Annotated in this window: 20 protein-coding genes; all 20 read right to left on the reverse strand. The window is 64.4% G+C overall.

The window, feature by feature from the left end; genetic code table 11:
- Positions 1-63: 63 nt before the first annotated feature.
- Entirely contained in the window at positions 64-1,080 is a 1,017-nt protein-coding gene (gene fliG / locus ACSX1C_RS08280) for a flagellar motor switch protein FliG (protein ID WP_318645777.1), read from the reverse strand.
- On the reverse strand, positions 1,073-2,863 hold the full coding sequence (gene fliF, locus ACSX1C_RS08285; RefSeq protein WP_439889027.1) for a flagellar basal-body MS-ring/collar protein FliF: 1,791 nt from the start codon (positions 2,861-2,863) through the stop codon (positions 1,073-1,075). The genes fliG and fliF overlap by 8 nt, the downstream gene beginning before the upstream one ends.
- A gap of 15 nt (positions 2,864-2,878) precedes the next feature.
- A complete protein-coding gene (gene fliE / locus ACSX1C_RS08290) occupies positions 2,879-3,208 on the reverse strand; it encodes a flagellar hook-basal body complex protein FliE (protein WP_369959593.1) in 330 nt (109 codons plus the stop codon).
- Between the two features lie 206 nt (positions 3,209-3,414).
- Positions 3,415-4,827 (reverse strand): sigma-54-dependent response regulator transcription factor FleR, encoded by a 1,413-nt coding sequence (gene fleR, locus ACSX1C_RS08295; RefSeq protein WP_439889028.1) that lies wholly within the window; start codon positions 4,825-4,827, stop codon positions 3,415-3,417.
- Positions 4,828-4,832: 5 nt separating this feature from the next.
- A complete protein-coding gene (locus tag ACSX1C_RS08300) occupies positions 4,833-6,047 on the reverse strand; it encodes a sensor histidine kinase (RefSeq protein ID WP_439889029.1) in 1,215 nt (404 codons plus the stop codon).
- Positions 6,048-6,225: 178 nt separating this feature from the next.
- Entirely contained in the window at positions 6,226-7,695 is a 1,470-nt protein-coding gene (locus tag ACSX1C_RS08305; RefSeq protein ID WP_439889030.1) for a sigma-54 dependent transcriptional regulator, read from the reverse strand.
- A gap of 248 nt (positions 7,696-7,943) precedes the next feature.
- A complete protein-coding gene (locus ACSX1C_RS08310; protein WP_369959596.1) occupies positions 7,944-8,240 on the reverse strand; it encodes a flagellar protein FliT in 297 nt (98 codons plus the stop codon).
- Between the two features lie 28 nt (positions 8,241-8,268).
- On the reverse strand, positions 8,269-8,649 hold the full coding sequence (gene fliS / locus ACSX1C_RS08315; RefSeq protein WP_439889031.1) for a flagellar export chaperone FliS: 381 nt from the start codon (positions 8,647-8,649) through the stop codon (positions 8,269-8,271).
- A gap of 196 nt (positions 8,650-8,845) precedes the next feature.
- Positions 8,846-9,232 (reverse strand): flagellar export chaperone FliS, encoded by a 387-nt coding sequence (gene fliS / locus ACSX1C_RS08320; protein WP_439889032.1) that lies wholly within the window; start codon positions 9,230-9,232, stop codon positions 8,846-8,848.
- Between the two features lie 3 nt (positions 9,233-9,235).
- Positions 9,236-10,636 carry a flagellar filament capping protein FliD gene (fliD, locus tag ACSX1C_RS08325; RefSeq protein ID WP_439889033.1) on the reverse strand — a complete coding sequence of 467 codons (1,401 nt, stop codon included), beginning with the start codon at positions 10,634-10,636 and terminating at the stop codon, positions 9,236-9,238.
- Between the two features lie 68 nt (positions 10,637-10,704).
- A complete protein-coding gene (locus ACSX1C_RS08330) occupies positions 10,705-11,037 on the reverse strand; it encodes a flagellar protein FlaG (protein WP_439889389.1) in 333 nt (110 codons plus the stop codon).
- 132 nt (positions 11,038-11,169) lie between these two features.
- Complete coding sequence (locus tag ACSX1C_RS08335) at positions 11,170-12,681, reverse strand: flagellin (RefSeq protein ID WP_439889034.1); 1,512 nt, start codon at positions 12,679-12,681, stop codon at positions 11,170-11,172.
- Positions 12,682-13,012: 331 nt separating this feature from the next.
- The gene (flgL, locus tag ACSX1C_RS08340; protein ID WP_439889035.1) at positions 13,013-14,260 is read right to left on the reverse strand and encodes a flagellar hook-associated protein FlgL; all 1,248 of its coding nucleotides are present in this window, start codon (positions 14,258-14,260) and stop codon (positions 13,013-13,015) included.
- A 38-nt stretch (positions 14,261-14,298) separates the two neighbouring features.
- Positions 14,299-16,320, reverse strand: coding sequence for a flagellar hook-associated protein FlgK (gene flgK / locus ACSX1C_RS08345; RefSeq protein WP_439889036.1), 2,022 nt, complete (start codon positions 16,318-16,320; stop codon positions 14,299-14,301).
- 8 nt (positions 16,321-16,328) lie between these two features.
- The gene (gene flgJ / locus ACSX1C_RS08350; protein ID WP_439889037.1) at positions 16,329-17,504 is read right to left on the reverse strand and encodes a flagellar assembly peptidoglycan hydrolase FlgJ; all 1,176 of its coding nucleotides are present in this window, start codon (positions 17,502-17,504) and stop codon (positions 16,329-16,331) included.
- A gap of 278 nt (positions 17,505-17,782) precedes the next feature.
- Positions 17,783-18,880: a flagellar basal body P-ring protein FlgI gene (locus ACSX1C_RS08355; RefSeq protein WP_439889038.1), complete on the reverse strand. Its 1,098-nt coding sequence runs from the start codon at positions 18,878-18,880 to the stop codon at positions 17,783-17,785.
- Positions 18,881-18,894: 14 nt separating this feature from the next.
- Positions 18,895-19,614 carry a flagellar basal body L-ring protein FlgH gene (flgH, locus tag ACSX1C_RS08360; RefSeq protein WP_439889039.1) on the reverse strand — a complete coding sequence of 240 codons (720 nt, stop codon included), beginning with the start codon at positions 19,612-19,614 and terminating at the stop codon, positions 18,895-18,897.
- Between the two features lie 57 nt (positions 19,615-19,671).
- Complete coding sequence (gene flgG, locus ACSX1C_RS08365; protein ID WP_318645760.1) at positions 19,672-20,457, reverse strand: flagellar basal-body rod protein FlgG; 786 nt, start codon at positions 20,455-20,457, stop codon at positions 19,672-19,674.
- A 46-nt stretch (positions 20,458-20,503) separates the two neighbouring features.
- Positions 20,504-21,244 (reverse strand): flagellar basal body rod protein FlgF, encoded by a 741-nt coding sequence (locus ACSX1C_RS08370; RefSeq protein WP_439889040.1) that lies wholly within the window; start codon positions 21,242-21,244, stop codon positions 20,504-20,506.
- Positions 21,245-21,444: 200 nt separating this feature from the next.
- Positions 21,445-22,779, reverse strand: coding sequence for a flagellar hook protein FlgE (gene flgE / locus ACSX1C_RS08375; RefSeq protein ID WP_369959605.1), 1,335 nt, complete (start codon positions 22,777-22,779; stop codon positions 21,445-21,447).
- Positions 22,780-22,786 lie beyond the last annotated feature (7 nt).

The following is a 22,786-nucleotide window of genomic DNA, read 5'->3' on the forward strand; positions in this document are numbered from 1 at the left end:
CCTCGCGCCTAGTCCTGCGCCAAGCGGGCCGCCGTCGCGGCCGTGAATAAATGCCATCAGCCCCTACACCATCTCCTCGCCGCCCTTGCCGCCGAGGACGATTTCGCCGGCCTCGGCCATGCGCCGGGCGATGGTGAGAATCTCCTTCTGCGCCGCCTCGACATCGCTGACCCGCACCGGCCCCTTGGCCTCCAGATCGTCGCGCAGCAGCTCGGCGGCACGCTTGGACATGTTCTTGAAGACCTTTTCCTTGATCGCCTCGTCGGCGCCCTTGAGCGCCAGCACCAGCACGTCGGAGGACACCTCGCGCAGCAGCGCCTGGATGCCGCGGTCGTCGACGTCGGCGAGGTTGTCGAAGACGAACATCAGGTCCTCGATCTGCGACGACAGGTCTTCGTCGACCTCGCGGATCGAGTCCATCAGCTGGCCTTCGACCGAGCTGTCGAGGAAGTTCATGATGTCGGCCGCCCGCTTGATCCCGCCCAGGCTGGCGCGAGTGGTGTTGGCACTGCCGGAGAACTGCTTCTCGAGAATCAGGTTGAGTTCCTTGAGCGCCGCCGGCTGCACGGTGTTCAGCGAGGACACGCGCAGGACGATGTCCAGGCGCACCTTGTGGTCGAAGTGGCTGAGCACCTCGCCGGCCTGGTCGGGGTCGAGGTAGGCCACGACTATGGCCTGGATCTGCGGGTGCTCGTAGCGGATCACGTCGGCCACCGCCCGCGGCTCCATCCACTTGAGGCTGTCCAGGCCGCTGGTGCTGCCGCCCAGGAGGATGCGGTCGATCAGGTTGCCGGCCTTGTCCTCGCCGAGGGCCGCAGTCAGCATCTTGCGGATATAGCCGTCGGAGCCCACGCCCAGGCTGGTCTGGTCGCCGACGATCTCGACGAACTCGCCCATCACCTGCTCGACCTGCTCGCGGTGCACGTTGCGCATGCCGGCCATGGCCACGCCGACCTTCTGCACCTCCTTGGGCCCGAGATGACGCAGCACCTGGGCGGCGTCGGTCTCGCCCAGCGAGAGCAGGAGGATCGCGGCCTTGTCGACCTTGTTCAGCTTGGCGGCAGTACGGTTGTCACTCATCGGCGTTGATCCACTCTTTCACGACCTGGGCGACGCGACCCGGGTCCTCGGCGACCAGGCTCTTGATCGCGTTCAGCTGCGCATCATACCCCTCGGTCGGGCTGGGCAGGAGGATGCTTTGCGGGCCGCCGAGGCTGACCCGATCGGCGGACAGCTCGCCGTCCAGGCCGCCCATTTCGCCGAGTTCCACATCGCCGTTGCGTCCCGCGCCGGAGCCGCCGCCGGACTTGCCGGCCGTGGTGATGTTGTTGAGCACCGGACGCAGCACGCCGAACACCAGCACCAGGATGAACAGCACGCCGAGCACCTGCTTGACGATGTCCCAGAACCACGGCTGGGTGTAGAAGGCCGCCTCGACGATCTCCTCGCCCTGCTCGGCGGTGAACGGCGTGTTGATCACGCTGACGCTGTCGCCACGGCTGGCGTCGAAGCCGACCGAGTCCTGCACCAGACGGGTGAAGCGGGCCAGGTCTTCGCTGCTCCAGGGCACCCGGCTGGCCTCGCCGGTGGCCGGGTCGAGCTTGAGCTGATCGTCCACCACCACCGCCACCGAAAGCCGGCGCAGGCGCCCCTGCTGCTGCTTGGTGTAGCTGATCGAGCGGTCCAGTTCGAAATTGCGCGTGGCCTGCTCGCGCTTGTCCGCCGGAAATGGCGCCAGCAGCGGCTGGCCGGTCACCGGGTCCATGACCTGTTGGCCGTTGGCATCGAGCAGCGGCTGGCCGGGGGCGATCGCCCCGGGCGCGGCAGCCGCTGCGGCCTTCTCCGGGGCGCTCGCCGCACCCGGCGGCTGATTGCTCAGGGCGCCGGGCACCCCTTGCGGGCCGAGGGCGCTGGTGCGCTGTTCGTTGACCTGCTGTTCGCTGCGCAGGGCCGGCTGGTCCGGGTTGAACATCTCCGAGGTGGACTCCACCGCGCTGAAGTCCACGTCCGCCGAGACCTCGGCCTTGTAGCGGCCGCTGCCCAGCACCGGCTGCAGGATGTTGTGCACGCGCTGGGTGAACAGGCTCTCCAGGCGCCGGCTGTAGTCGAACTGCTTGCCGGCCATGGTCAGCTCGGACAGCTCGCGCTGGTCGGACAGCAGGTTGCCCTTCTGGTCGACCACCGTGACTTGCGACTTGTCCAGTTCCGGCACGCTGGTCGCCACCAGGTTGACGATGGCCATCACCTGGCTCGGCTCCAGGGCGCGCCCCGGATACAGCTCGACCAGCACCGAGGCACTGGGCTTGCGCTCGTCGCGCACGAACACCGAACTCTTGGGGATGGCCAGGTGCACCCGGGCACCCTTGACGTTGTTGAGGCTGGACACGGTGCGCGCCAGCTCGCCTTCCAGGCCGCGACGGTAGCGGGTGGCCTCCATGAACTGGCTGGTGCCCAGGCCCTGCTCCTGGTCGAGGATCTCGAAGCCGACGCTCTTGTCGTTCGGCGCCACCCCCGCCGCGGCCAGGCGCATGCGCGCCCGCGCCAGGTCCTCGGCCTTGACCAGCAGGGCACCGGAGTTGGGCTCGACCGTATAGGCGATGTCGGCGGCCGCCAGGGTCTCCACCACCTGGGACGCATCCATGCCGCTGAGGCTGCCATAGAGCGGGCGGTAGTCGGGCTGCTGCGACCAGAGCACCACGGCGAAACCGATCGCCACGCTGGCGGCCAGGCCGACCAGCAGGCCGATCTGGCGCAGCATGCTCATGTCCGACAGGTTCTCCAGGAAGGTCAGACCGAACAGCGGTTTCTTCGGATCGTCACCCGCAGTGGTGGCGGGCACGTTTGTGGCGAGGGCATCGGCCATGGTCGGAACCTATCCTTAAACCGGCATCTGCATGATGTCTTGGTACGCCTGAACCAGCTTGTTGCGCACCTGGGTCATGGCCTGGAAGGACACGCTGGCCTTCTGCGAAGCGATCATCACATCGGTGAGGTCGACGCCGCTCTGGCCCATCTCGAAGGCGGTAGCCAGTTGGTTGGAGGTCTGCTGGGTTTCGTTGACCTTGTTCACCGCCTGCCCGAGCATCTCCGAGAAGCTCGGCGCGCCCGGCTCCGGGGCGCTGGCGACCGGCTTCTGCCGCGCCATGGCCTCGGCTTGCATGGAGCGCATTTCCAACATCAGGCGATTGAATTCGACACCCTGGCTCATAACCTTCCTCCACTGGCCGCGGAATTTTGACGCTGCGCGGCGCTCTTGGATGAGGTTCTGCAACAAGGGTGCCAATACTGCAGGAGCAGCGTCACGAGCCGGCCGAACCCGCGAGCGCACAGTCGCCCGGAGCCGGCTCCGGGCGACTGTGCATCAGTGGTGAGGATCGACCCGCCCGGCGGCAGGGGGCCGGCTGACGCCACCCCCTAGCTGGCGTAGAGATAGGCCTCCACGTCCAGCCCGGCATCGCGCATCTGCGCCAGCTTGTAGCGCAGGGTGCGCGGGCTGATGCCCAGACGCTCGGCGGCCTCCTTGCGCCGCCCGCGCTCGGAGCGCAGGGTGTCGATGATCACCTGGAACTCGCGCCGACGCAGGTCCTCGCCCAGATCGCCCGCCTCCGCCACCGGCCCTTCTGCCGCCCCCACAGCGCTGCTCGGCGCATTCATCGGCACGGAGGCCAGCGGCGACTGCACAGCCGGGGCGAAGCCGATCGGCGCCGTCAGGCAGAGGTCCTGCGGCTGGATCAGGCCGCCCTGCTGCAGGATCAGCGCGCGCTGGATGGCATTGTCCAGCTCGCGCACGTTGCCCGGCCAGGCATGACTCACCAGGCAGGCCTGGGCCTGGGGTGACAGGCGAATCGGCGGGTGATTCATTTTTTTGACGTGCTTGGCCAGCAGGCGCTCGGCCAGCGGCACTATGTCCGCCGGACGCTCGCGCAGCGGCCGCCAGGCCAGGGGAAAGACCGACAGGCGATAGTAGAGGTCTTCGCGAAACCGTCCCGCCGCGACCTCCCCGGCCAGGTCGCGGTTGCTGGTGGCCAGCACGCGAATATCCAGGCTGATCGGTTTGCGCGCGCCGACGCGCTCCACCTCGCGCTCCTGCAGCACGCGCAGCAGCTTGGCCTGCAAGGCCAGCGGCATCTCGGAAATCTCGTCGAGGAGGATGGTGCCGCCATCGGCCAGCTCGAACTTGCCCGGCGCACTGGCGACGGCGCCGGTGAAGGCGCCCTTCTCGTGACCGAACAGGGTGGCCTCGAGCATGTTGTCGGGAATGGCGGCGCAGTTGATGGCGATGAAGGGCTGCGTCGAACGCGGCGACTGCTGGTGGATATAGCGCGCCAGCACCTCCTTGCCGGTACCGGACTCGCCGGTGATCAGCACCGTGGAATCGCTCTGCGCCACCCGCGCGGCCAGCTCCAGCAACTGCACGCTGGCCGGCTCCAGGGCCACCGGACCGCCCTGCTCGGCCGCGCCCAGGCGGCCCAGGGCATGCCGCTCGACCAGGGCCAACAAGGCCTTCGGCTCGAACGGTTTGACCAGGTAGTCCGCAGCCCCCTGACGCATGGCCTCCACCGCCCGCTCGACCGCGCCGTGGGCGGTCATCAGCAGCACCGGCAGCTGCGGCTGGCGCTGGCGAATCAGGCCCAGCAACTGATGACCGTCCATGCCCGGCATGTTCACATCGCTGACCACCAGGCCGAACGCCTCCCGGGCCAGCGCCTGCAACGCCGCCTCGGCACTCTCCACCGCACAGTAATCGTGCCCGGCCAGCATGAGGGTATCGGCCAGGGCTTCGCGCAAGGCGCGGTCGTCTTCGACCAGCAGGACTTTGGCAGCCATGGGAATCACTCCTGAATCGAGGGTTGCGCCGCGCTCAGCAGCGGCATAGTCAACAGGGCACAGGTGCCCCGGCCGAGGCGCGAATACAGCTGCAGCTCGCCCTGATGGGCACGCGCCACCGCCTTGACCACCGCCAGGCCCAGGCCGGTACCGGTGGTCTTGGTGGTGAAGAAGGGTTCGCCCAGGCGCGCCAGGGTGGCCGGATCTATCCCCGGCCCGTCGTCGCTGACACACAGGCGCAACGTGTCGTCGCGCCGGTACAGATGGACCTTGAGACGGGCATCGCCGCCGGCCGCCTGAATGGCGTTGTGCAACAGATTGAGGACGGCGCCGACCAGGGTGTCGCGATTGCACAGCAACTCGCCGTCGCGCACATCGCACTGCCAACGCAGGTTCATACCCTGCACATGGGGCTCGGCCGCCGTGCGCAGAGCCGCGAACAGGGCCCTGGGCGCCAATCGATCCGGCAGCGGCAACTCGCCGCGGGCGAACACCAGCATGTCGCGCACCTGGTGCTCGAGCTCGTGCAGACGCTCCTTCAGGCGTCCGGCGAAGCGCTGCTGTTGCTCGGCCGGCAACACCTGCTCGGTCAAATGACTGGCATAGAGCAAGGCGGCGGACAGTGGCGTGCGAATCTGATGAGCCAGGGAGGCCACCATCCGCCCCAGGGCCGACAGGCGTTCATGGCGGGACAGCTGATCCTGCAGGCGTCGGGTTTCCGTCAGGTCGGTGAGCAGCACCAGCTGCCCGGGTTCGGCATGCAGCGAGCGGGTGGCGATCGACAGGCGCCGGCCATCCTTCAGCGAGACTTCGTGACCATCGTCTTCCCGCGGGGCGAAGTTACGGGCGATCACCTGACGCCAGAGCATGCCGACCAGGGGCTGGCCGAGCAGGCTGCGCGCCACCGGGTTGGCCTCGCGCACCACGCCCTGACCGTCGATGACGATCACCCCGCCCGGCAACAGATCCAACAGGCTCTGCAGGCGGTGAGCCAGACGCTCCTTCTCCGCCAACTCCTGCATGCGCTGGGCGCTGACCAGTGCCAGCTGCCCCTTGAGCTCGGTCACCCGGGCCTCCAGCATGCTGTAAGACTCGTTGAGCTGATTGGACATCTGACTGAACAGGGCGAAAGCCTGTTCCAGATTGACGCGGCCGGCCTGCTCTAAGGATGCAACGGGGGTCGGTTCGGCGTCAGGGGAAAGCTGGGCATTGGGATTCATTATGTTCTCTCGTGCCACGCACCGTCATAAGACAGTCAGTTACAGAAGAGATAGCAATACCCGTGCCTAAAATTTTTACATTGATTTTCAATAACTTAAAAAACAAAGCCGAAGGTCGTGTCAAACCTTCGGCTTCTCTTGGCACATGCTGCCAATGGACTGACTCCATGAGGAAGCGCTATTCCTGCTCCTCTTCCTCGCGTCGGCTCATGCCGTACTTGCGCATCTTCTCGACCAGGGTGGTGCGGCGGATGCGCAAGCGCTCGGCCGCACGGGCAACCACTCCACCGGCATCATCCAGCGCCTGCTGGATCAGGCCTTGCTCGAGGCCGCCCAGGTAATCCTTGAGATCCAGGCCCTCGGGCGGCAGCATCGCGGGCGTGTCGATGCCCGGCAGACCGGCGACTATGGCCGCGCGCTCCTCGATCTCGTCGCGCAGGCTGACCGCCAGCTGCTCATCCTCATCGTCGACATGGCGGAACTTCTTCGGCAGCTCGCCCACGCCGATCACCCCATAGGGATGCATGATCGCCATGCGTTCGACCAGGTTCGCCAGCTCGCGCACATTGCCCGCCCAATCATGCCGGCACAGCGACATGATCGCCGCCGAGTTGAAGCGAATGGAGCCGCGTTTCTCATGCTCCATGCGCGAGATCAACTCGTTCAACAGCAGCGGGATGTCCTCGATGCGCTCGCGTAGCGGGGGCATCTCGATGGGGAACACATTCAGACGGTAATACAGGTCCTCGCGGAAGCTGCCCGCCTCGATCATGGTTTCCAGGTCTTTGTGGGTCGCGGCGATGATGCGCACGTCGGCGCTCTGGGTCTTGTTGCTGCCGACCCGCTCGAAGGTGCGCTCCTGCAGCACCCGCAGCAGCTTGACCTGCATCGGCAAGGGCATGTCGCCAATCTCATCGAGGAACAGCGTGCCGCCATTGGCCAGTTCGAAGCGCCCGGCGCGACTGGTGATGGCACCGGTGAACGCCCCCTTCTCATGGCCGAACAGCTCGCTTTCCAGCAGCTCGGCCGGAATCGCACCGCAGTTGACCGGCACGAACGGGGCCTCGCGGCGCTTGGAGTGGTAGTGCAGGTTGCGGGCCACCACCTCCTTGCCCGTGCCGGATTCGCCGAGGATCAATACGCTGGCTTCGGTGTCGGCCACCTGCTGCATCATCTGCCGCACATGCTGGATGGTGCGGCTGGTGCCGACCAGGCTGCGGAACAGATTGGTCTCACGCTGGCGCCCGCGATCGCGCGCCTGGTCATACATCTCGCGATAGACCTGGGCGCGGTGCAGGGAGTCGAGCAGCTTGTTATAGCTCGGCGGCATCTCCAGGCTGGCCAGGACACGGCGCCGCACATCCTCCGGCCACTCCGCGGCGACCTGCTCGTCGACCAGCTGAACCGGCAGGTATTCATCCCAGGCCGCCAGGTCCTTGAGCAGCTCCAGCATCCCGCCTGTGGCCTGCGCGCCGCCGACCAATACGCTGAGCACAGTGCGACTGGACTCCAGAGGCGTCACCGCATCGCGCCAGTCCGCGCTGCCGCAGGCGATATGCTCCTCCCCCAGAAAATTCAGGATGACCGCAAGGTCACGACGACGCTCGGAGTTATCGTCGATCAACAGGATCTTGGTTTCACGCCACATATTTTTTTCGGTCTTTTCCGGGGAGTGAACGGACGCACATCGCCACGCAGAGGAGGCGTCGGCATTTGGCCGCTAGTAAAGTCAATTTCGAGGGTGCAGTCAATTTTATGGCGTGATTTTTTTGCTTTGCCGGATTCACAGCCTAAGCGGCTGTTCAGACAGAAAGGAGCTCGACTGAGCAAGCTCCCGAGAAGCGGCCTTGAGGAGGACAGGCCAGAGGGTAAACACCAACAGTCTCGGAAAGATGCCTAACCGAACAATTGATAAACCTTTGCCCCCTGCTGGGACTGATTCAGCTGAATCAACTCACCCGCCAGACGCTGCTGCTCGGCCTGGCAGACGCAGACCAGTTCGCGATAGAGCTCGAGCAGCTCCTGCATGCGCGCGCGCAGCACGCCCTCGTCCCGCTCGGCCTCGACCATCGCCTCGTCCACGGCCTGGCGGCACTGCAGATCCAGTTCGCCAATCGCCGCCCAATCGCGGGTGTCCAAGGCGGTACGCAAGGCGCTGCCGGTATCTTCCAGGCGCTGGACAGTTGAACTCATCATTGCGCTCCCTTAAACCTAAACCGCATCACTGACCGATGGCATCCCAACCGGTCTTCACTTCGCGCAACAGCCCGGCAACCTCCTCGAGAGGTGCGGGGTCATTCTTCGCATTGGCCTGCAGCAAGCGGGTAACCATATATTGGTACAAGCTATCCAGATTGGCGGCTAGCTCCCCTCCCTGACGCAGATCCAGGCCCTCGCGCAGGCCGCCGACGATGCCGATGGCCTTGCCGATCAGCTCCCCCTTCAGCGCGGTCTGCCCGCGCTCCATAGCCCCGCGCGCCTGGGCGATACGAGCCAACCCCCCCTCCATCAGCATCTGGATCAAACGATGGGGGCTGGCGTCCGCAACCTGGGTCTGAGTGTTGACGTTCTGATACTGCCGCATCGCAACCATAGCATTCATGCCAATGTACTCCCGGTGTGCTTTCCCATTACCCCGGTTATCGGCATCGACGCTGCGAGCTTGAGACCTTTCGAACAACTATCCACGCGGGAAAGGCACGTAGACGAACAGTAGTCCCACATAAAACGAAAAGACCTACAGTTGCCCTACTCGGGCACCATGCAAGTCTTTTTCGCCCTAGCAGCCCAGCCTGCCCTCAGGCCGGTTCCGGCTCCACTTCCGGGCCTATCGCCACCCAGGCATCACGGATCTGCACGATCAATTGTTCTACCTCGAGCAGGCTGCGCGGCGTCTGCTCGAAGGCCACACCGGCCAGGCGACGGATCATGTAGTCATAGAGCGCGTCCAGATTTTCCGCCAGCTCGCCGCCCAGCTCTTTATCCAGGCTGGCCTGAAGCACGCCGATGATCGACAGGGTGCTGCCGACCGCCTCCCCACGCACGCCGGAAATACCCTCTTGCTGGGCATGCAAGGCGAGAGCAATTCGCTCCAAGGCACCGTCCAACAACAGGCGCACGGCCTGGTAAGGCGTGATGTCCTGGCTGGTCTTGACCTGCTTATAGGTATTGATGGCGTCGCTCACAAATTAACTGTCCTTCTTGACAATACCCGGAAGACTGCCAAGCGCTTGGGCCAATCGGGCACTGGTGTCGTTCAGACGCCCCACCAGTGCATCCATTGCGTTGAACTGGGCGAACAAACGAGTCTGCATCTGCGCCACGCGCCGAGCCAGATTGGCGCTCTGCTCCTTGATGTCGCTGCGGGTGGCCTCCAGCCCCTTCATCCGCTGCTCCAGCACACCGCCGGTCTGAATATAGCCATCGATACGCTTGTCCACCCGACTCATCAAACCGGTATCGCCGGTGAAGAAGCTGCCGACCGCATCGAAATTATCGGTCAGAGCCTTGCTCAGCTTGGTATCGTCGACCTTCAGGGTGCCGTCTTTCTGGGTGGTGATGCCCAGGTCGGCCAGAACCCTCACGCCTCCCTGTTCGGCCGGGCTGACCAGTTCGTTGCGCACGGCACTCAGCAAGGTACGCACGGTAGCGTCGCCAACCAGACCACCGATCACCGGCGGCTTGTCCTCGCCGACCCGAGTGACACTGGTCAGCTCGTTACTGGTCTTGATCAACTTGTTGTAGGCGTCGACAAATTTCTTGATATTGGCGGTGACGCCGGACTTGTCCTGATCAACTTTCAGGGTCAACGGCTTATCCGCCTCAGTCTTGCCGACCAGGGTAAGCGTCACCTCGGGAATGGCGTTGTCGACGGTGTTGCTCGGACTCTTGAGCGCCAGGCCATCGACGGTGAACTCGGCATCGGCGGCCTGCTGCAGATAACCGGCGCCATTCCCGGTCGACTGGACGCTGCCGTCGAGAGCCAGGCCCGCCAGAGCCGCGTCGGCGGTCTCGATGGAAATATCCTTGCCGGCCCCGGTCTCCTTGGCATTGAGCACCAGGCGCGACTGGCCGTCGGCCGGGTTGTTGATGACGTTGGCGGTAATGCCCTTGTCCTTGAGTGCGGTGTTGAGCTTGTCGCGGATCTGCACCAGGGTATCGCCAGAGGCGATATCGACCTCGACCCCGGCATCGGCCGCACCCAGCTTGACCGTCAGCTTGCCGTCGGCGGATGCGGCGAAGTCACTGGCCAGTGCCGCCGTAGCGACCTTGCTGCTACTGGCCAGCCGCTCGACGGTCATCTGGTAGCTGCCCGCCAACGCCGTCTTGCTCGCCGAAGCGCTCAAGGCGCTGGTATTGGAAGAGGTGGCGCTGCGCTTCTCGAACAGCGCCAGGCTGTTAAGGTCCTTCATCGCCGTCTGGAATTCGCTCAGCGCCCCCTTGAGCTGGCCCAAGGCGGAGAACTTGGTGACCGAGTCTTTCTCCAGGCGCGCCAGCTGCGCCTCCTTCGGGGCTTTTTCCGCATTGATCATGGCACCGACGATGCTGTTGATGTCGATGCCCGAACCAAGACCCGGTATGCCTGCCATCTGCTCCACCTCGTCATGTGATTGACGCTTTTGCTCGTTACCCCAAGCTCATTCAAGAAACGCGCCAATCACGCCTCGGCTTTGAACAGCAGGCTGCGCGCCTCGTCCAGTCTCTCCGCCAGGCGCAGGGCCTCTTCGGAAGGAATCTGCCGAATCACTTCTCCGGACACGCCATCGGTGACCCTGACCACCACCCGCCCGGTGGAGTCATCCAGAGCGAAATCCAGGTTGCGCTGAATGCTCTGAGCGAACTGCTTGATACTGGACACCGCCTCCTCCACCGGCTGTCGCTGCGACTCGGCAGTCGGTGACAGGGCAGCTGTGCTTTGTCCGACCGACGACGGTACGGGCTGGCGTTCAGCAGAGCTGTCGCGTGCCGCAGCCGGCGCCTCGGAACGCATCACTCGCTCGGCGGCAAACACCGGGAAAATACCTTTTAGTCCATTGATATCCATGACCTCACCTCACATGGCAAGACGGGGAGTAGCGCCTGGCACTACCCCCCGTGGTTCTAGCCTAAACGCCGCCTCGAATTAACGAAGCAGACTCAGTACCGCCTGCGGCAACTGGTTGGCCTGGGCCAGGATCGCCGTGCCGGCCTGTTGCAGCACTTGGTTCTTGCTCAGGTTAGCGGTTTCTGCGGCGAAGTCGGTGTCCTGAATCCGGCCACGTGCAGCCGATACGTTCTCCGAGATGTTCTGCAGGTTGGAGATGGTGTTCTCGAAACGGTTTTGGGTGGCACCCAGAGCCGCACGGTTCTTGTCGATGCCGGCAATAGCGGCGTCGATCACCGAGATCGCGTTCTGGGCGCCCAGTGCGGTAGTAATATCCACATCAGAGACTTTGGCCAGGGTCGAGACTTCCGCGGTCCCAACAGCAGTGATCAGCGTTGCAGACTCAGCACCAGTACCCACGACCTGGAAAGCGCCATTGCCCTCCAGCCGCACATTACCCTGGATGCGAGCCGTATCGGCCGCAGTGCCGCCGGTAATAGCAACCGCAGCGGCATAAGTCTTGCCGTCGTAACTGATCGACTTCAGGTCAATCGCCTTGTCGGTGCCCGAGTTATTGAAGGACGTGATCTGAATGTCGTCGCCCGCCTCGCTGGTCAGCTCCAGCTTGGCATTGCCACCGGTCAACACGGCCGAAATACCGGTTTCCGAAGACTTAGCGTTGATGGCGTTTGCCAGATCGGTCAGATCCGAACCATTGGTGATGACTGCACTGATAGTGGCGTTGCTGCCGGCCTTGCCGGTCAGGCTGAAGGATACAGTGCCAGCCCCCACACCAGACAGTTCGACAGATGTCCTGGCATCCGCTGTGACGCCAGTATCATCCGACAACAGATTGATTGCCTTGGCGGCATCCGCAGCGGAACCTGCACCGATGTTGGCCGTGGTCTTGGTGGTGCCATTGGAGCCGGTGATGCTCAATGTCGCAGCAGTACCACCGATCGCTGCAGCCACCTGAGTACCGGCGACAGTCGAGGCCAGCACCTTATTCACACCGGTCCCGGCGAGATCACGACGATTGGCGCCAATCTTGTCAGCACCCGCCGAGTTCAAAGTAACCGCAATCGTTTCGTTGGCATTGGCGCCAACCTGGAACTGTTTTGTACCAAACTCGCCACTCAGAAGCTTCTGGCCACCAAAAGTGGTGGTCTCGGCGATACGGTTCAGCTCTTCTTTCAGCTGGGACACTTCTTGACTCAGCGCTTGGCGCTCAGCCGTGGAGTTGCTGCCGTTGGCCGACTGCAGGGACAGGTCGCGCATACGCTGCAGGATGTTGGTGGACTGCTGCAGGGCACCCTCGGCGGTTTGAGCCAGGGAGATACCGTCGTTGGCGTTGCGCACCGCCACACCCAGGCCGTTGACCTGGCTGGTCAGACGGTTGGAGATCTGCAGGCCGGCGGCGTCGTCCTTGGCGCTGTTGATGCGCGAACCGGTGGACAGACGTTGCAGGGAGGTATTCAGCGAGTTGGACGAGCTATTCAGGTTGCGCTGGGTATTGAGCGACGCGATGTTGGTATTGACGGTAAGAGCCATGGTGGTGTCCTCCAAGGACTAGCGTGTTTGCCTGAGCGTGCGACCTCGGGTGGGCAGTGCCCAGGCACCCTTAAAGTTCGCATTCGTAATTTGTATCGGCGCTAGGGCTTGGAGCTTTAGAGTTTTTTGCAAGGTTGCTGAATAGATTTTTTCTTCAGCGCTGACAAATACTTAGCCCAAGTAGCACCCCACTAGAGCGACGATGGCAGAATTTCGGCGGCCTATCTGACAGGGTCACAGGGTGGGTTTGCCGAAGGCGTAACCCGCCAAGCGTTGGTTAATGGCGATGGATTACGCCGCTGTACGGCCCAGCCTACAGCCGGCTACAGGCTCAACGCAGCTGATTGAACAGGTTCAGGCCGCTGATCTTCACGTAGCTCTGCTGCGCGGCCTCGAGGATGATCGACTGGAAGGACAGGCGCGACAGCGCCTCGGCGTAATCCAGTTCGCGCAGGTCGGCCTGCACGCCCTTGTTGACCAGGCTGACGTCTTCGTTGTCGGTCTGGGTCGACTCGACAATATTCAAACGCGCGCCGATCTCGCCACGCACGCCATCCACCTTGGTCATGCCATGGTCCAGATTGGTCAGCGCCACGGCGACGGCGTCGCGCAGCTGGAGGTTGCCTGCCGGGGTGTCGGCGGTGCTTTCCAGCGCCGTGCGCAGGTTGGCGATGGTGCTGAGGATGCCCTGCTTCTGCCGGGTCGGGTCGGCCGTCACCTGAATGGTCTCGCCACCGACCGGCGCACCATCGAGCAGCACGCTGACTCCTCGAAAAACCAGCCGATCGCTGGTGTTCGTGTCGTTGTCCAGGCTGCCGCTGGCCAGCGCTCCGGGAACGCCAATCTCGAACACCTCGTAGCTGCTGGCCGTCGGATTGCCGAAGACGATCTCCACGCCTGCGGCGGGAAATGGCGGGGTACCGGAGAAGGCCACCTCGTCCTGCACCAGGGGCGCCGAGGCCGTCAGCGTGGAACCGACAGGACTGGCGGTGAAAGCCGCATCCAGGCGTCCGGCATTGACGACGTTCTCGAAGATTTTCTTGCCGCTGTCGCTGATCGCCAGATCCAGCGAGCTGGCCACCTGCAGCTTGCGCTGGCCCTCGTCGCCGGCATAGCTGTAACTGCCGTCGGCCTGACGGACGAAGGGCTGGGTCTTGCCCTGAAACCCCGCGAACAGATACTCGCCGCGGGCATTGCGGGTGTTCATCAGGCTGAACAGCTCCTCCTCGCGCTCGCCCAGTTCGGCGGCGATGGACTGCCGGTCGGCCTGACTCAGCGCGCCGTTGCCGGCCTGCACCGCCAGTTCGCGCACCCGCTGCAGCACGGTGTTGACCGAGTTGAGGGTGACCTCCTCCTGGGTCAGGCTGTTCTTGGCCGCGGTGAGGTTGTCCTTGTACTGGGTCAGCACATTCTGCTGCTGCTCCAGTTGCAGCAGGCGCACCGAGGCCACCGGATCGTCCGCCGGGGTGAGAATGCGGTTACCCGTACTGATCTGCTCCTGGGTGCGCGTGGCATTGGCATAGTTGCGCTGCAGGCCCTGCACGCCATTATTGAAGGCTTGGATGGTGGAGATGCGCATGTTCTAGCCTCTTGTCGCAAGCTGCGAGCCGCTAGGGCTTAGCGGAATGAGTTGATCAGGGTATCGAACAACGAGCGGGCAACTTGAATGACCTGGGCCGAGGCGTTGTAGTACTGCTCGAACCTGATCAGGTTGGCCGCCTCCTCATCGAGGTTGACCCCGGACAGGGCATCGCGGTTGTCCGTGGCCTGCTTGAGGATGGCCCCGGTGGCCTCGCCGTCCTGGCGGGCCTGGGCGGTCAGGGTGCCGACCCGCTCCACCAGGTCACCGTAACCATCGGTGAAGCTGGCCCCGGTGCCGATACCCGTAACGCTCGGGTCCACGCCGACGGTCTGCTTGCTCTGCAGATCCACCAGTTTGAGCGCATTGCGGTTGTCCGAAACACCATTGCTGTTGAAGGCCAGGGTAAAGCTGTCGCCATTTTCCGGACGGCCGCTGATGGTGAAGCTGACCCGGTTACCGCTGCCGAGATCCAGTTCATAGGTGTTCAGTTGGCCCGGCACGAAGGCGCCAGCAGGTACCCGGGTCAACCCGGCTACCGGGGTGCCCGGCGGGTTCTCGAAGCCCCCGGCGCCGTTGTAGATCAGCCCCTGCGGCAAGGCGGCGGCGATCGCCGCGCTGTCGATAGGACTGGCCCCGGCGGCGATCAGGTCAGGCTGGGAAATCGTGCCATTGCCGACGTTCTGCAGGGCGGCCTCGCTCCTGACCGGCGCGGCGAAAGCCAACTGATCGGCCTGGTCCAGGACTGCGGTCATGCTGACAGCGCCGCGCCGGGTTGGCTGCATCAGGAAGCGGTCACCCGCCGCCGGTGCCGATCCCAATACCAGCTCGAACCCTTGGTCGCGGCCGGCGGCATCGGCAAAGGTCAGGGTTTGCGGGTAAGCGAAGGGGCCAGGAGGTGCCACCGTCATGGTCGCGCCGTCGCTCAAGCGCCGCGCCGTGTAGTTGGCGCCATCGAACTCTAGGCGGTAATCGCTGGTGGTCAGCACGCTGCTGTTGGTGATATTCAGCGCCGGTTGGACATTGCTGGTATTGGTCGAAAAGGCCAGGACGCGCAACGCCGCCTGGGCCGGGTCGTTGAAGTCGCCGAACAGCGCGCTGCCCACCTGCCCCTTGAGATCCAGGCCCTGACCGAGCTGGGTGTTGACCTGGTCGCTGACCGCCAGGGCCAGGCGACCGAGCGCATTGAGGGTCGGGTCCAGGCTCTCGGCCCGGTAGCGAATCAGCCCGCCCAGTTCGCCGCCGCTTATCAGGCTGGTGATGCCCTGGCGCGAGCCACCGCTGACGAAGTCTATCTCGAAGCGAGTGGGGTCGCCCTGCCCCGGCACGGCCTCCAGGCGACTGGCGGTGGCGCCCACCACCAGCGGCTGGCCGGAGCCGACGAACAGGTTCAGCGAACTGTCGTCCTGGGGCACTACCGTCACGCCGACATAGGTGGACAGCTGGCGGATCGCCTCTTCCCGGGCATCGAGCAGGTCGTTGGGCTGCTGGCCGTTGGAGGCGGCGACGGCGATGGCATTGTTGAGGCTGGCAATGGAGGTGCTCAGCCGGTTGATCTGATCGGTCACAGCCGTCATCTGCTTGTTGATGAAGCTGTTCTGCTCGCCGATCCGCTCGGACACCGTGTTGAAGCGCCGCGCCAGGCCTTCTGCCTCGGACAGCACCAGCTGCCGGGCGGGAATGTTGGCCGGGTCCTCGGCGGCAGTCTGCAAGGATGAGAAGAACTTCTGCAGCGAGGGGGTGATGCCGGTGGTGGAGCCTGCCAGCAGCGAATCCAGCTGCTCGATCTGGCTCTTGTAGGCCTGTACGTCGCTGTTGAGCGCGGTGCTGCTGCGCAGCTGGGTGCTGAGGAACTCGCTGTAGCTGCGGCGGATATCCACCAGGGTGGTACCGGAGCCGATGTAGCCGGCACCGCTGAACTGCGGCGGCCGGGTGGCCTGCACCGTGTCCTGACGGGAAAAACCCGGCGTATTGACGTTGGTGATGTTGTGACCGGTGACCGACAGCGCAGTCTTGTTCGCGGCGAGGCCGGACAGGCCAATATTCAGTAGATCAGCCATGGTTCAGCTCACCCGCGGGCCGGCGGTGTGCCGGCCGCTGCGATGGTTTGATAGGTCTGCATCTTGCGCGCGATCTGCGACACCTTGCGCGCGTAATGCGGGTCGGTGGCGTACCCGGCCTGCTGCAGCTCGCGCACGAAGCGCTCGGGGTTGTCGGTGGCATTCAGGGCCTTCTCGTAACGGCCGTTGCTCTGCAGGAAGCTCACGTAGTCCTCGAAGCTCTGTGCGTAGGAGTCGTAGGCGCGAAACGAAGCCGCCTCTTTCACCGCCTTGCCGCCCTGGTATTCGGTGGTCAGCACCCGCGCCGACTCGCCGTCCCAGCTGTTGTGGCTCTTGATGCCGAACAGGTTGTGGCTGCTGGAGCCGTCCCGCTGGCGGATGATCGACTTGCCCCAGCCGGTTTCCAGGGCCGCCTGGGCCACCAGGTAGCGGGCCTCGACGCCGATTTTCTCGGCGGCCTTCTCGGCCATCGGCAGCATGGCCGCGACGAACTCCGCGGGCGAGGCGAAGGCCGACTTGCCCGCTGCCGTAGCCGCCTGGGCCAGGCGGCGGCCGCTGACGGCATCGCTGTCGCCCAGGCTCAGGGCCTTGTCCTTGGGCGCGGCGAAGGCCGTGGCCGGCACCCAGTCGGCCTGTGCCAGGGGCTGGCCATCGACAGCGCCGGCCGAGGGCACTATGCCGGCCAGCAGGCGATCACTCAGCTTGCCCGGCAGCGCCAGGCGCCGCTGATTGATCAGTCCCGCGTCATCGCGTGCACTGTCGACCTTGGCCAGCGGCTTGCTCGGCGCACGGGGCACCGGCGCATCGACCTGAGCGAACGGATTGGGCCGCTCGCTGGGCCCTTTCATCTTCGACATTTGCCGCTCCAGCACAGCGGCCAGGCCGATACCGTTCTGGTTGTTCGACAGCGTCACCGACAGCTGCTGGTCGTACATGTCCTGGTAGGTCTTGCTCTCGTTGCTGTTGAGGAAGTTGCCTTCGCCGAACACCTCGTTGGCCGAGCGCATGGCCTTGAGCATCTGATTGAGGAACAGCGACTCGAACTCCTGGGCCACCTTGCGGATGTTCTGCTCGCTGTCGCCGCCGACCTTGAACTGGTTCAGGCGGTTCAGGTCGGTGAAGGCGCCGCTGTCCAGCGGGCTCTTGCCGTTGCCGAGCAGGCCGGCTGACATTCTGGAATCCATCTTGGGCGTGACCTCAGTTATTTCGCCGTTGCGCCGGAGCCTGCTTTTGCGCAGGGCAAGGCGTGAGGAACGAAGTTTGGTGGCTCCAAATGAGTGACGAAGAACGCAGCTCTGCGCAAAAGCAGGCCCGGCCCTTCGGGTTGCGCCTAAAAGCGCGCCATGCATCGTTGCAGCCCTGGCCAAGGGCGCGACCATTGCCTGCGGACTGCGCCTTGCCTGGCGCGCTTTTAGGCGGCAACGCAGTCGGTGAAATAACTGAGGTCACGCCCATTTCCTCCTTAGATCACGATCAGGTCGGCCTGCAGGGCGCCCGCTTGCTTGAGCGCCTCGAGGATGGCCATGAGGTCCGAGGGCGCGGCGCCGACCTGGTTCACCGCGCGGACGATCTCGTCCAGGGTCGTGCCGGGGCCGAATTTGAACATCGGCTTGGCTTCCTGATCGGCGTTCACCCGCGAGCGCGGCACCACAGCGGTCTGACCGCCGGACAGCGCCTCGGGCTGGCTGACGATGGGGTCTTCGGTGATGGTCACGGTGAGGCTGCCGTGGGTCACCGCCGCCGGTTGCACCCGCACGTTCTGGCCGATGACGATGGTGCCGGTGCGCGAATTGATGATCACCTTGGCCACGGCCTGGCCCGGGTTGACTTCCAGGTTCTCGAGAATCGACAGGTAGTCGACCCGCTGGCCCGGGTCCAGCGGCGCGCTGACCCGTACCGAACCGCCGTCTATGGCCTGGGCCACGCCCGGGCCGAGCAGATCGTTGATCTGGTCGACGATGTTCTTCGCCGTGGTGAAGTCCGGCCGGTTGAGGTTCAGGGTCAGGCTGTTGCCCTGGTCGAAGCCGCTCGGCACCGGCCGCTCCACCGTGGCGCCGCCGGGGATGCGCCCGGCCGACGGCACGTTGACGGTGATGCGCGAGCCATCGGCGCCGCCGGCATCGAAACCGCCGACCACCAGGTTGCCCTGGGCGATGGCGTAGACGTTGCCGTCGATGCCCTTGAGCGGGGTCATCAACAGGCTGCCGCCGCGCAGGCTCTTGGCGTTGCCGATCGAGGAGATGGTGATGTCGATGGTTTGCCCCGGCTTGGCGAAGGCCGGCAGGTCGGCATGCACCGACACCGCGGCGACGTTCTTCAGCTGCACGTTGCCACCGGCCGGCACCTTGATGCCGAACTGCGCCAGCATGTTGTTGAAGGTCTGCACGGTGAAGGGCGTCTGGGTGGTCTGGTCGCCGCTGCCGTTGAGGCCGACCACCAGGCCGTAGCCGATCAGCTGGTTGCTGCGCACGCCCTGGATGCTGGCCAGGTCCTTGAGCCGCTCGGCCTGGGCGACGGCGGCGAGCAGCAGCAGGCAGAGGGCGGAAATCAGTCGCATCATGGTCGGCTACCTGCTTAGAACGGGAACAGCGGGCTGAGGAAGAAGCGGTCCAGCCAGCCCGGCTGACTGGCGTCGGCGAAGGCCCCCGTACCCGAGTAGGTGATGCGCGCGTCGGCAATACGCGTGGAGGAAACGGTGTTGTCCGTGCTGATGTCGTCGGCCCGCACCAGCCCGGCGATGCGCACCAGTTCGTCGCCGGTGTTGAGGGTCATCCACTTCTCCCCGCGCACGGCCAGGATGCCGTTGGGCAACACCTCGGCGACGGTCACGGTGACCGAGCCGGACAGGCTGTTGCCCTGGGCCGCCTTGCTGTCGCCCTTGGTGTCGCGGTTGGCGTTGTACTCGGCCCCCAGGCTCAGGTTGTCGCCGGTCAGCGGGTTGAGGACATTACCCGAGCCGGGGTTGCGTACCGACACGCCGCCGCCGAACAGCGAGGTCAGGCCGATATTGGCGCTGCTGTCCTTGGATATCTGCGAGCCGGCGTTCTTGCTGGCCTGGGTGCGCTCGTTGAGGGTGATGGTGATGATGTCGCCGACACGGAAGGCCTTGCGGTCGCCATACAGGTTGTTCTCGAAGCCGGCCTGGTAGATCGAGCCGTTGTTCTGCGCCGCCGGCAGCGGAGTACGGGGCAGCACCGGCGCGTAGTACGGGTCGTCCGGCCTCGGCGGCGGCGAGACGCAGCCGCTCAGGGCCACGGTCACGAGCATAGAGAGCGCTATCATCAGCCGGTTCATAACCACTACCTCGGGTGTTCTATTGCAGTTGCGGCCCGCTAACGCCGGCCCCACTCATCAAAGATTCTGGGACACGAAGGACAGCATCTGGTCGGCGGTGGAGATGACCTTGGAGTTCATCTCGTAGGCGCGCTGGGTGGTGATCATGTTCACCAGCTCCTCGACCACGCTGACGTTGGAGTTTTCCAGGGTGTTCTGCAGGGTCGTGCCCAGGCCGTTGAGGCCCGGCGTGCCGACCTGGGGCGCGCCACTGGAGGCGGTCTCCAGGAACAGGTTGCTGCCGACCGCTTCCAGGCCCGCCGGGTTGATGAAGTCGGCGAGCTGCAGGTTGCCGACGATCTGCGGCTGCGGGTTGCCGGCGGTGGTCACCGATACCGTGCCGTCCTCGCCCACGGTGAAGGTGCGCACCTCGTTGGGCAGAACGATGGCGGGCTCCAGGGCGAAACCATTGGAGGTGACCAACTGGCCGTCGGCGTTCAGATGAAAGCTGCCGTCGCGGGTGTAGGACACCGTGCCGTCGGGCATCAGCACCTGGAAGAAACCCCGGCCGTTCACCGCCATATCCAGCGGTTGCTCGGTGGTTTGCAGGCTGCCGGTGGTGAAGATCTTCTGCGTGCCGACCACCCGCACGCCGGTGCCGAGCTGCAAGCCGGAGGGCAACTGGCTGTCCTGGCTGGACTGGCCACCGGGCTGGCGACGGATCTGATACAGCAGGTCCTCGAACTCGGCACGATCGCGCTTGAAACCCGTGGTCGAAACGTTGGCCAGGTTGTTGGAAATGGTGGTCAGGTTCATGTCCTGGGCGGACAGGCCGGTCTTGCTGACCCAGAGTGCAGGAAGCATATCTATTCTCCTCGGGCGCCGCTTTCACGGCGCCGCGTGCTGGTAATTAGCTGAGCTGCAAGACCCGCGCCACAGCCGAGGCGTTGTCCTCGGCGGTGCGCATCATCTTCACTTGCAGTTCGAACTGGCGGGACAGGGAGAGGATCGCGGTCATCTCCTCCACGGCGTTGACGTTGCTCGACTCGAGGAAACCCGAGGTCACCCGCACCGCCGCATCGGCCAGCACCGGCTGCCCGTCCTTGACCCGCATCAGGCCGTCACTGCCCTTCTCCATCTGCTTGAGGTCGGGGTTGACCAGCTTCAGACGGTCGACCTCGGCCAGCACATTGGGCGCCTCGCCGAGGGCGCGAATGCTGATGGTGCCGTCCTGGCCGATCTCGATCTTCTGCTCCGGCGGCACGGCGATCGGCCCGGCATTGCCCATCACCGGCAAGCCGCTGCCGGTGCGCAACATACCTAAGGCATTGACATTCAGGCTGGCGGTGCGCACGTAGGCCTCGCTGCCATCGGCCGCCTGCACGGCCAGCCAGCCCTCGCCGCCGATCGCCACATCCAGGTCACGACCGGTCTCCTGCAGAGAGCCGGGGGTAAAGTCGGTGCCGGGGCGCTCGCTCATGGCATACACCCGCGCCGGCAAACCGTCGCCGAACACCGGCATCGAGCGCGCCTGCTCGAAATCGCGACGGAAGCCGCTGGTGGAGATGTTCGCCAAATTGTTGGCGTGGGCGCTCTGGGCCAGGCTGTTGTTGTGGGCCCCTGTCATGGCGACGTACAGCATCTTGTCCATGGTTAGTCTCCGAGGTGGGCGTAGCGCCCGCTGCTCTTTGCCAGTAATCCAGCAAGCACCGTGCCACCCATCGACAAAAACCGATAAGACAATGAAATATAAGGAGTTTATTAAAAAGAAAAGGCTCCCTAGGGGAGCCTTTCAAAAGACGCTCGGCGGGAATTTGCCGCCTGCGGCAAGCGCAACCGAGCGCGCCGCTATCAGCGTAGATTGATGATGGTCTGGGTGATGGCGCTTTCGGTTTCGATCGTCTTGGCATTGGCCTGATAGTTACGCTGAGCGACGATCATGTTCACCAACTGCTCGGACACCTCGACATTGGAATCCTCCAGGGCGCCGGCCTGCAGCGCACCCAGGGTACCGCTGCGCGGCGTGCCGATCACCGGCTCCCCGGACTGGAAGGACTGCGCCCAGCCCGTCTTGCCAACCGGGGTCAGGCCTTGAGTGTTGGCGAAATTGGCCAGAATGACCTGCCCCTGCACCCTGGATTGACCATTGGTGTAACGGGCGAAGATCACCCCGGTATCGTCTATCTCCAGCCCCGCCAGCTGCCCCGTGGTGTAGCCGTCCTGACTGACGCTGTTGACCGCGAAGGCGCTGGCGAACTGGGTGGAGTTGCGGATGTCCACCTGGATGCCCGCTGCGTTGGCGGTGGCGCCGTTGGCCGACCATACCGGTGGGACCGAACTATCCGCTATCGCCGGCGTCCAGCCATCCAGGGTGAAGCGTCCGGTCGCCGGGTCCACAGTGAAGTCGGGGCCGCCGGCGCCGTCATAGTTGCCCGAGGCCAGGCTGGCGATGTTCAACTGACCGCTGGCGGTGAACCCCATGCCCATCGAATAGGGCACTGTGGAGGTCGGGTCTGCCGGGTTGCGACCATCGATCAGCACATTCATCTGCCAGGCATTGGGCCCGGTCTTGACGAAGTACTGAGTCATGACATGGGCATTGCCCTGGCTGTCATAGATATTGGTGGAGGTCGCCGAATTGTAGGTAGTCGGGTCGGCCGGATTGAATGGCGTAGTGACGGGCACCGTGTTGGTCGAATTCAGGTTGAATCCCTGGGTCAGCGTGCTCGTCGCCTGGGGGGACTGGCTGGCCGACTCGATGCGCAAGTCGGTGATCACGCCGTTCTGCAGATTGCCGTTGGCATCGGTTGCATAGCCCTGCAGGCGATGACCGAAGTTGTTCACCATGAAGCCTTCGCGGTCGGTACCGAAATAACCGGCCCGGGTGTAGCTGATCTCGCCGTTGTTGCTGGTCTGGAAGAAGCCATTGCCGTTGATGGCCAGATCCAGGGCGTTCTGCGTGTAGTTGATGTTGCCCTGATTGAACAGCTGCGACACATTGCTCAGCTGCACCCCAGCGCCCTGCTGGTTGCTGCCGGTGCCTTGCACCGAAGCGGCATAGAGGTCGGCGAACTCGGCACGCGACTGCTTGAAGCCAACGGTACCGGCGTTGGCGATGTTGTTGCCGGTGATATTGAGATCACTGGTGGCAGCCCGCAGACCACTCAGACCGATATTGAACGACATGGAAGTC

The sequence above is a fragment of the Pseudomonas sp. MBLB4123 genome (assembly GCF_051904775.1).
GTDB classification, from domain to species: Bacteria; Pseudomonadota; Gammaproteobacteria; order Pseudomonadales; family Pseudomonadaceae; genus Aquipseudomonas; species Aquipseudomonas benzenivorans_B.